Source organism: Micropruina sp., from assembly GCF_027492755.1.
Taxonomy (GTDB): domain Bacteria; phylum Actinomycetota; class Actinomycetes; order Propionibacteriales; family Propionibacteriaceae; genus Micropruina.
The window spans coordinates 1-9,305 of the sequence record NZ_JAPUED010000148.1 but is presented as its reverse complement, the minus strand read 5'-3'; the positions used below and the strand labels follow the sequence as shown (position 1 = coordinate 9,305).

Here is a 9,305-nt window from a genome sequence, read left to right as displayed (position 1 = left end):
CGAGTGCCGCAAGGACGCCGGGGTGGTCGACGAGATCCCCGGCGCCTACAAGGACATCGACCAGGTGATCGCCGCCCAGGTGGATCTGGTCGAGGTCGTCGCCCGGCTGCGGACCCTGCTCTGCGTGAAGGGCTGAGCGGTACGCGGGGACGGTTCTTTTCGTTCCGTTCTAGTTCCGTTTCGGCGGAAATGGAACGGAAAGAACCGTCCCTCCGTACCGGAAATGGGACGGAAAGAACCGTCCCTCCGTACCGGAAATGGGACGGAAAGAACCGTCCCTCCGTACCAGAACGAGGCAGAAAGGAGGCCTAAGGATGGATCGGGTGATCGTGCTGAACGCCGATGCGCACCAGGTGCTGCATCAGGTGTCGCTGCGGCACGCCGTGGCGATGCTCTACCGCGACGTGGCGCGGGTGCACCAGTCGGTGCCGGGTCGTACCTTCGGCCCCTACCCGCAGCCGCACTCGCTGGTGCTGGTCAGCTACGTCTACGCGCGCTGGCTGTACGAGCATTCCGGACGGCTGCCGTGCAGCCTGGCCAACGTGCTGCGCCGGGACGGCCACGCCTGCGCCTACTGCGGGCGTGAGGCGTCCACCCGCGACCACATCGTGCCACGCAGCCGCGGTGGGCCGACATCGTGGCTGAACCTGGTGGCGGCCTGTGCCGCGTGCAACGGCTTCAAGCGCGACCGGACGCCGGAGCAGGCCGGCATGCGACTGCGGGTGCAGCCGTTCGTGCCGACCGCCGCCGACCTGCGGCAACGCTGAGATCGGCCTGCTCGCTTCGCCGGGCGGGCCGATCTGCCGCACCGCCGTCGGCTAGCCTCGGTCACGGCACGGGCGAATGAAGGGACGGCATGCCGCGCAAGGACGACGAAACCAAGGCCGGGATCGCCGCCGGCCTGGATCGGGCGCTGTTCACGGCCGGCGGCGTCGTCTCACTGTGGTTGGCGTATCTCACCTTGCAGGAGGGCATTCAGCCGGGCTGGCCCATGCTGCTGGTGGTGGTGTTCTGGGCGATGGTCACCTATCTGGTACTCCCCCGCATTCACCGCATCCTGACTCGGATCTACGTTCCCGACTACTTCATCGGCCGCACCCGGACCGCCGACGGCCTGCTCGGCGACCCGGTCAATCTGGCGATGCTGGGCGAGGCCGAGCACATCCACGCGGCGATGCGTGCCGCCGGTTGGAGCCTCGCCGACGAGCTGTCCTTCAGCACCGGGTGGCGGATCGTGGTGTCGTCGCTGACTCGGCGCACCTACCGCACGGCGCCGGTGAGCCCACTCTTCCTGTTCCAGCGCCGACAGGATTTCGCCTACCAGCAGGAGGTGGCCGGCAATCCCAACCAACGCCACCACGTGCGGTTCTGGCGCTGCCCGGACGACTGGCTGTTGCCCGGCGGCACCAGGGTCGACTGGCTCGCGGCCGGCACCTACGACCGCAGCGTCGGGTTGTCGCTGTTCACCTTCCAGATCACCCACAAGATCGCCGCGGACGTCGATGCGGAACGCGACCACATCGTGGAGAGCCTGCGGCTGGTCGATCCCGCGGTACGGCTGCGAGTGATCGAGGGATTCGGTGCCGGCTATCACTCGCGCAACGGCGGCGGCGACCTGATCCGCACCGACGGCGACCTGCCGATCGTCGATCTGGGCGGCATGGCCTCTGCTCAGGCCGGCACCCCGGCCCTACCGCCGACACCGCGCGCCACCCCGCCGCTCCAGGTGCTGTTCGCGCTCGGCGTCACCGCGATCCGTGGGCTGGTCTACCTGCTGCTGGCCTGCTTCGCCTTCTGGGGAGCAAGCCCCGCACTGGTTGCGGAGGTCGACGCCGAGCTTGCCCCGCTGCTCCCGGTCGTCGGCATCGGCCTGGCCGCGCTGGCCGCGATCGACCTCGGCCTCGGCGCCTTCCTGTTCACCCGGCACAACTGGGCCCGGATGACGCTGTGCTGCCTCAGCCTGGCCAACGCCGCGATCGTCTTCGTGAGCCGCACCATGACGAACGACCACGGTCGATTGGGCGGCGACCTCGCCGGGCTCGGCCTGAGCGTTCTCGTGCTGCTGGCCCTTTCCAGCGAAGCCGCGCGGGAGTACACCCACCCCCGTCCCCGCCCCGGGTTCAGTCGGCGGTCCGCTCGGCCTCGACAACTCGGACGCGGCCGCGACGATCAGTACAGTGAGCCGGGTGAGCCTCCAACCACACCGGCCGACGCCGAGCAGGCCGTCCTTCGACGACGGCGCGATGGCTGATGAGGCGCCGACCTCCAGCGAGACCGAACGTCGCAGCCTCGACCTCGTCCAGCGGATGGTGGTGTCGTTCCTGCTCGGCGGGGTGATCGCGATGGTCGCCTCGGTGCTGGCGCTCTTCGTGGTGACCCGGGCCCAGTACGAACTGCCCTACGACTCGGTCATCGGGTTGTGGATCATGTGCGGCGTGATCGGTGTGGTGGGTGCGGCCACGGTGCTGATCCTCAACCGGCGACGCCCCTATCATCCGCTGGTGATCCTCGGCCTGGCGCCGATGGCTGTGGCCGGATACTGGCTCTTCAGCTGACCCGAGGATCACCTGGGAGGCGCTGGTCAAAGCCTCTCGACGGTCGTCCCGGACTTGATCCGGGATATCTCCCGCCTGGGATCCCCGGGTCGGAGCCCGGGATGAGGTGAGTGATCAACGCTTCTCTAGCAGCCGCTCGACCAGCACCTCGACCGCATCGTCGGCGGCCACCTCTGCATCGATCGGGACGGTGAGCTGGTCGAGAATCAGCCCATCGAGCGCGTAGTGGAACAGCACGATCTCCCAGCGGCTTCCGGGTAAGCCGGCGTCCTCGGTGAATGCCACGTCGGCGTCCAGGCCGCCCCGCAGCCAGCCGCCCAGCACCTCGGCCACCGACGGACGCCGGGCGGCGTCCAGCCTGAGTTCGAACAACGCCAGCGTGGCATCGCGATCAGCGGTCAGCCGGTGGACGATGTCCTTGAGGTAGGTGGCGAACAGCTCGCGTCCGGGCGGACGCCGGGCCAACTCGGCGTGCGCGGCCGGATCGGGGGCGAGCCGCTCGCCGATCCGGGCCAGGATGGCGTCGATGATGTCGTCACGCGAGCTGAAGTAGTTCGACGCCGTCCCCCGTGGCACCTCGGCTTCGGTGTCGACCGCCCGGTGAGTCAGCCCGCGCGAACCCTGACGGGCAAGCACCCGCAACGCCGCATCGGCCAACTGGACGCGTCGTTCGGGATTCCGTGCCACGCCGTCACTATAGACAACCACGACTGCCGTCGTGGTAGCGTGAACCACGACACCAGTAGTGAAAGGACGACTCATGCGTGAACTGATCTACTACGTGGCAGTGTCCGTGGACGGCTTCATCGCGACGCCCGACGGTGGTTTCGACGCATTCCTGGTCGAGGGTGACCATATGCAGGTGCTGCTCGACGAGTACGGCGACGCCGTTCCGGCGCACATTCTGCAGGCTGTGGGCAAGCAGCCGCCGCGCACTCGCTTCGACACGGTGATCCAGGGCTGGAACAGCTATGACATCGCCTACTCGGTCGGCATCGAACGACCGTATGCACATCTGCGCGAATACGTGGCCACCCGCGGCGATCGCACGCCCGTCGAGGGGGTGACGTTCACTGCCGATCCGCTCGCCACCGTCCGTGAGCTGAAGCGACAGGACGGTCTCGGCATCTATCTGTGCGGCGGTGGCGAGCTCGCCGGCGCGTTGCTGCCCGAGATCGATCGGCTCGTCCTCAAGCGCAATCCGGTGGCTTTCGGCGCCGGCATTCCACTGTTCGGTTCAGTCGGGCTGGCCATTGCCAGGTTTCGCCTCGTCGACGTCCGCCGGTTCGAGTCCGGAGTGGTGATCGAGGAGTACCAGCGGGCGTAGCGGCCCGGCGTCACGCCGAACCGCCGGCCATCGCCTGCTCATAGGCGAGCCGCAACTGCTCACTCGGACGCGGCTCGGCGCCGTCCGGCATCGGAATGCCCAAGTGGTGCTCGCGCAACTCGTCCATCATCCGTTCGATGAACGCCGGTCCCGCGTCGCGCATCAGTTCGGCCCGGACACGCAGCCGGCGGGTCCCCTCACGATGAGCCAGACCCCAGTTGCCGAGCGCGACCATCACCGGCAGCACCTGAATGCCTGCCTCGGTCAGCGAATAGCGGGCCCGCTGACCGCGGCCGGCCTCCGCCCTGGTGAGTAGGCCGGCGGCGGTGAGTTGCTTCAGCCGGCTGCTCAGAATGTTGCTCGCGATGCCCTCTTCGGAGCCGGTGAGCAGTTCACGGAAGTAGCGGCGGTCACCGAACATGATGTCGCGCAGCACGAGCATCGCCCAGGGGTCGCCGAGCACCTCGACGGCGGCGTTGATCGCGCACCCGGAGCGTGGGGTGTGCTGCATGACCTTCCTTCCGGTAACTGATTGCAACCTACCATCACTTGTCGGTGCCGACCTGTTGCCGCCCGGGGTTGCTCTGGTGACCCTCACCAGGGGTCTCGACCAGTTCGACCGGCGGTGGCCGAGCTCGTCGAAACGACTCTCGACCGGGGCGGTCAGAGCGTGGCGACCGTGATTCCGGCGGACGGTGCGGGAGCGTCCATTGCCATCAGTTCGATACCGGCCCGGTCGAGGCCGACCACGCGTCCGACGAGGCGTCCGGGATGGACGGTGCCGTCGGCGATGAGTTGCAGCATCGCCGGGTAGTCGGCGGCTGCCATGCCGTGGCTGCCCGCCACCACCAACTCGCGGGCGACGACCAGGCCCCAGGGCAACGGCGCGGACGCCTGTTCGCCGAGCATCAGTCCGACCTGGACGTGCCGGCCGCGCGGGCGCAGGCTGCGCAACGCCGCATCGACCACCTGACCGGAGCCCAGGGCGTCCATGGTCACGTGGGCTCCCCCATCGGTGAGGTCGCGCACCGCGTCCGGATCGGCGTTGGCGAGCGTCACCTCCGCGCCCAGTGCAGTCGCGCGCTCGCGGGCCGCCGCCGACGGATCGACGGCGATCACCCGGGCGCCGAGCGCCTCACCGAGCAGGACGGCGGACAGTCCGACTCCTCCGCAACCGACGACCAGCAACCACTCCCCTGCCAGCAATCGGCTCTGGGCGGTCAGGGCGTGGTAGGCGGTGGCGAACCGGCAGCCCAGCCCTGCGGCAGTGACGAAATCGACCGCTTCCGGGAGCCGGACGAGGTTGAAGTCCGCCGCCCGGACGGCAACCAGTTCCGCGAACGAGCCGGGATGGGTGAAGCCGGGCTGGGTCTGATCCGGGCAGACCTGCGCCTGGCCGGTCTCGCACCACGCGCAACGACCGCACCCGTTGACGAACGGGGCCGTCACCCGGTCGCCGACGCGGAAGCCGCGCACCCCTGGACCGGCCGCGGCGACCACGCCGGCGAACTCGTGGCCGGGGATGTTCGGCAATGGCACCGGATCGTGGCCCCGCCAGGCGTGCCAGTCGGAACGGCACACCCCGGTGGCCCGGACGGCCACCAGGACGCCGTCGTCCGGACATTCGGGCTTGGGGACATCGGTCAGCCGGGGTTCGGCACCGACCTCGGTATAGACGATTGCGCGCACCGCAGCGTTCTACCAGATCACCTCCCCTCGCTCGCGCCCAGTTCGTCACCTCATCCCGGGCTCTCCGGCGGGAGAGATCCCGGAGCAAGTCCGGGATGACGATGGGCGCGCCGCAGCCGGCACATGATTGATCAGCGCTTCCCTAAGCTGGCGGCGTGATCGACATCGAGGTCAATGGCGCCACAGTCGAGGCGATCCTGGCGACGCCGCCGGCAGGATCGGGTCCCGGTGTGCTGCTGTTCATGGACGCCTACGGGCTGCGGCCACGGATCAAGGAGATGGCGTCCGAGATCGCCGGCTGGGGCTACGTGGTGCTGGCGCCCAACGTGTTCTACCGGGAAGGCACGGTCGCCGACCTCTCGGTGGCCGAGGATCTGGCCGATCCGGACGGCCGGCAGCGGCTCTGGCGAAGGGTCGGGCCACGGGTCGGACGGCTCACCGTGGAGCGGGCACTGCCGGACATCGACGGCTACGTCGCGGCGCTCCTGGCGCGACCCGAGGTGACGTCGCCCCGGATCGGTGTGGTCGGCTTCTGCATGGGGGCGAGGCTGGCCGTCCGCGCCGCCGGACGGCGGCCCGAGGCGGTGGCGGCGTGTGCCGGGTTCCACGGCGGTGGCCTGGTCACCGATGCCCCCGACTCGCCGCACCTGGCCCTGGCGGACGCGACCGCCGAGTTCCTGTTCGGCCACGCCGACGGTGACCCGTCGCTGACCCCGCAGAACTGCGCCGATCTGGGTGCCGCACTCGCGGGCGCCGGCCTGGTCGCGCGCAACGAGATCTATCCGGGCGCTCCCCACGGGTACACCATGGCGGACACCTCCGCCTGGAACCCGGGTGCCTACCGACGCGCGTTCAGCGAGCTGCGCGGGCTGTTCGACCGAACCCTGCAGGACGGGCCGGGATCGTCCGATCCGATCGATCGGCGACTCCTCCAGGATCCCTACATCACCCTGTTCCGAAGCCCCGCTGTCCTCGACGATGCCCTCCGCCGCCTGCGCGGGAGCGGGTACGACGTTCGCACCGCGGACGCGTCGCAGTGGGTCGACCAGCAGGGCATGCACCGGGCGCTGGCCGCGCTGCTCGATTTTCCCGACTACTACGGCAACAACCTGGACGCGCTCAACGACTGCCTGGGCGACGTCGCGGCCGGCGGCTACGGGGTCGACACCGGGGCGACGGGCCTGGTTCTGGTGCTGCGGCGCTACGACGCGTTCGCCGCCACTCACCGTGACGCGGCGTTCGCCGTCCTGGACATCTTCGCGGTCACGGCGCGTGCCGCTGCGTTGCGCGGGCGTCCGATGCTCTGCCTCGTCCAGTCCGACGACCCGGACCTGGATTTCCCGCCGGTCGGTGCGGTGCCCGTGTCGTGGAACGGCGCCGAGTGGCTACGCGCCCGGCGCGCCGATGAGCCGACTGTGTAAGTCTTGGTCGATGCCTACCGGAGCACTGCTGCTGGCGGCGGCGCGTGCCGCCACCCCCGATCAGCTACGCGCGCTGGCCGGCCCCGACGATGCCCGGGCCGCACTGGTGGCTGCGCTGCTGACCAGCCGCCGACCTGACGACGCCCCGTTGCTGCGGGAACTCACCCGGCTCGAGATCGACGGCGTGGACGCCGCCGGCGACGGCTGCGGCGACGTGCTGCTCGCCTGCTGCTGGATGCTCTTCCTCGTCGGTGACCTCGCTGACGTCGAGCTGATCTGGCAGGCCAAGAACCTCAACTTCGACACCTACTCCTACATCGACAGCGTCTTCCTGATACCCGGCGGCGTCCAGATGACCGCCGAGTTCGCGAAGGCGCATGGCCCCGCCGGCCTCGCCGACTGCGTGGAGCAGGACTGGCTCACCGATCCGGACGAACTTGCCGAGCAATGGCGCAACAGCGCCTTCTTCGCCGGGGCACCGGCAGCGACCGCGTCCGTGGAGGAACTGGCTCGGTACATCAGTAGCTGACCCCCTCCCCCGTTGGTCGAGCTTGTCGAGACCCTGGATTCATACGCCGACAAGGGGTTTCGACAAGCTCAACCCGCGATACGGGGAAACGTTGATCATTCACGTCATCCCGGATGACGATGGAGGGGCTTTTGATCAGCGCGGCCCTAGCGCGCGTTCTGGCGGGCCTTCTCAGCGACGACCTCGCGGTAGCTCTCCCGCTCGCGGACCAGCCACTCGGGCGGTTCGGCGATCAGCGCGCCGATCTGGTCTGCGTCCAGCGGTTCGGTGATCCCGGCTCGCGCCAGTCCGGAGCGGGACACTCCCAGCTTCTGCGCGACCACCTCGCGCGGGAACGGTCCGTTGCGTCGCAGCTCGATCAGCCACTGCGGCGGGTCGGCGCGCAGCGCGTCGAGTTCGGCGCGGGTGATCGGCGAGGTGCGGAACTCCTCGGGCGCGGCCGGCAGGTAGATGCCGAGCTTCGCGGCGGCCGTCACCGGCTTCATGGTCTGGCTCACCGGGTCAGCCTATCCGGACGTTCGGAGGTAGCCTGCCCGGGTGACGACTCCCCCGGACGCCGACCCGCGGCTGCGTGTGGGCTTCGTGCCCGGCGTGACCCTGACGAAGTGGACGACGATCTGGCGGGAACGCTACCGATCGGTCCCCCTGGAGGTCGTCGAGGTGGCCCAGGACGATCAGCGCCGGGCGCTGGACGACGGCGAGGTCGACCTGTGCTTCGTCCGGCAACCGATCGACACCGAAGGGCTGCATCTCATTCCGTTGTACGAGGAGGCGCCGGTGGTGTGGGTGTCGAAGGAGCATCCGATCGCGGCCTTCGACGAGGTCACCATCGCTGATCTGGCCGACGAGACGGTACTGACCGAGGCCGACGCGTCCGGCATCAACCAGGTCGCGATCGAGATCGCGGTGCTGCGGGTGCCGATGTCCATCGCCCGCACGCACAGCCGCCGCGACCTCACCTACCGTCCGGTGACCGACGCCGACCCGACCCGGATCGGACTCGCCTGGCGCGCCGAGAATCCGCATCCGCTGACCGATGAGTTCATCGGCGTGGTCCGCGGCCGGACGACGCAGAGTTCCCGCACCCAACAGGAACGGGCTCGCCTCGCGAAGCCGGTGAAGCCCGAGCCCAACCGGCGGGCTGGACGCGGACGTCCGCGCCGCCGCTGAGAGTCCACCCAGTGAAGGGAGCACCGATGAACGACGGGCCGAACCTCGACCGCGAGCACCAACTCGAAGAACATCGCCGCCCTGATGGAGTCGACGACGCCACCGTCGCCGCGGTCGGGAAGCTGTCCGAGGCACTGGAGAAGGTGGAGGACGCCCGGGGCCATCTGTACGCCTTCCATCGGTTGTGCGGCTCGGCCGACCTCGCCCTGGGTGACGCCGTCGACCAGCTGCGCGCGGCCGGTCACAACGAGGCGGCCGAACTGCTCGACCGCGAGCTCATCGGCCGCAACATCATCGAGGGCCGCTGGAGCTACCAGGTCGTCGAGGAATACGACGACACCTACTGGTCGGTCTTTCGCGCGCTTGAAGCACGGGTTCGCGGCGAGCTGATGGCCGGCCGGCGGCACGTCTTCGAAGCGGAGATGAAAGAGGACCGTCGCTCGCACGGCCTCCGGCATCATGAGGCGGTCCCCGACGACAGCGGACCACAGTCACCGGCCGGGGGCTAGCGGTCGAGAGTGCGATGAGTGCGTGGTGAGAGCGGTCGGGGCGAGCCTGTGGGGCAGGCGAACCACACCTACCTCACAGGAGGAACCATCATGCGCAATGCTCGC

General features: G+C 69.2%; 13 protein-coding genes. 9 read left to right on the top strand and 4 right to left on the bottom strand.

Going from position 1 to position 9,305, the window contains the following annotated elements; translation table 11 throughout:
• From Q0066_RS10735 to Q0066_RS10720, 4 genes are all read left to right on the top strand, one after another.
• A partial coding sequence (locus Q0066_RS10735; protein WP_298132752.1) for an RtcB family protein occupies positions 1-136 on the top strand: 136 nt, incomplete at its 5' end.
• 178 nt (positions 137-314) lie between these two features.
• Complete coding sequence (locus Q0066_RS10730) at positions 315-767, top strand: HNH endonuclease (RefSeq protein WP_298132751.1); 453 nt, start codon at positions 315-317, stop codon at positions 765-767.
• Between the two features lie 89 nt (positions 768-856).
• On the top strand, positions 857-2,251 hold the full coding sequence (locus Q0066_RS10725) for an LssY C-terminal domain-containing protein (protein ID WP_298132749.1): 1,395 nt from the start codon (positions 857-859) through the stop codon (positions 2,249-2,251).
• The gene (locus Q0066_RS10720; protein ID WP_298132748.1) at positions 2,244-2,555 is read left to right on the top strand and encodes a hypothetical protein; all 312 of its coding nucleotides are present in this window, start codon (positions 2,244-2,246) and stop codon (positions 2,553-2,555) included. Before Q0066_RS10725 ends, Q0066_RS10720 begins: the two co-directional genes overlap by 8 nt.
• A gap of 114 nt (positions 2,556-2,669) precedes the next feature.
• Here the strand turns inward: Q0066_RS10720 and Q0066_RS10715 are convergent, their stop codons facing one another.
• On the bottom strand, positions 2,670-3,242 hold the full coding sequence (locus tag Q0066_RS10715; RefSeq protein ID WP_298132746.1) for a TetR family transcriptional regulator: 573 nt from the start codon (positions 3,240-3,242) through the stop codon (positions 2,670-2,672).
• A gap of 73 nt (positions 3,243-3,315) precedes the next feature.
• Between Q0066_RS10715 and Q0066_RS10710 the strand changes: the two genes are divergently transcribed.
• Complete coding sequence (locus tag Q0066_RS10710; protein WP_298132744.1) at positions 3,316-3,882, top strand: dihydrofolate reductase family protein; 567 nt, start codon at positions 3,316-3,318, stop codon at positions 3,880-3,882.
• 10 nt (positions 3,883-3,892) lie between these two features.
• Here Q0066_RS10710 and Q0066_RS10705 read toward each other — a convergent pair whose 3' ends face one another.
• Together Q0066_RS10705 and Q0066_RS10700 are read right to left on the bottom strand one after the other, a co-directional pair.
• Entirely contained in the window at positions 3,893-4,393 is a 501-nt protein-coding gene (locus Q0066_RS10705) for a helix-turn-helix domain-containing protein (RefSeq protein WP_298132743.1), read from the bottom strand.
• A gap of 152 nt (positions 4,394-4,545) precedes the next feature.
• A complete protein-coding gene (locus tag Q0066_RS10700; protein ID WP_298132741.1) occupies positions 4,546-5,571 on the bottom strand; it encodes a zinc-dependent alcohol dehydrogenase family protein in 1,026 nt (341 codons plus the stop codon).
• A gap of 155 nt (positions 5,572-5,726) precedes the next feature.
• On the opposite strand from Q0066_RS10700, the gene Q0066_RS10695 reads away from it, so the two are divergent.
• Positions 5,727-6,992, top strand: coding sequence for a dienelactone hydrolase family protein (locus Q0066_RS10695; protein ID WP_298132739.1), 1,266 nt, complete (start codon positions 5,727-5,729; stop codon positions 6,990-6,992).
• Between the two features lie 10 nt (positions 6,993-7,002).
• The gene (locus tag Q0066_RS10690) at positions 7,003-7,521 is read left to right on the top strand and encodes a hypothetical protein (RefSeq protein WP_298132737.1); all 519 of its coding nucleotides are present in this window, start codon (positions 7,003-7,005) and stop codon (positions 7,519-7,521) included.
• A 146-nt stretch (positions 7,522-7,667) separates the two neighbouring features.
• Here the strand turns inward: Q0066_RS10690 and Q0066_RS10685 are convergent, their stop codons facing one another.
• Positions 7,668-8,018 carry a DUF5997 family protein gene (locus Q0066_RS10685; protein WP_298132735.1) on the bottom strand — a complete coding sequence of 117 codons (351 nt, stop codon included), beginning with the start codon at positions 8,016-8,018 and terminating at the stop codon, positions 7,668-7,670.
• Positions 8,019-8,058: 40 nt separating this feature from the next.
• Here Q0066_RS10685 and Q0066_RS10680 point away from each other — a divergent pair, with 40 nt between their 5' ends.
• Both Q0066_RS10680 and Q0066_RS10675 read left to right on the top strand, forming a co-directional pair.
• A complete protein-coding gene (locus tag Q0066_RS10680) occupies positions 8,059-8,691 on the top strand; it encodes a LysR family substrate-binding domain-containing protein (RefSeq protein ID WP_298132733.1) in 633 nt (210 codons plus the stop codon).
• A 26-nt stretch (positions 8,692-8,717) separates the two neighbouring features.
• Positions 8,718-9,200: a hypothetical protein gene (locus tag Q0066_RS10675; RefSeq protein ID WP_298132731.1), complete on the top strand. Its 483-nt coding sequence runs from the start codon at positions 8,718-8,720 to the stop codon at positions 9,198-9,200.
• Positions 9,201-9,305 lie beyond the last annotated feature (105 nt).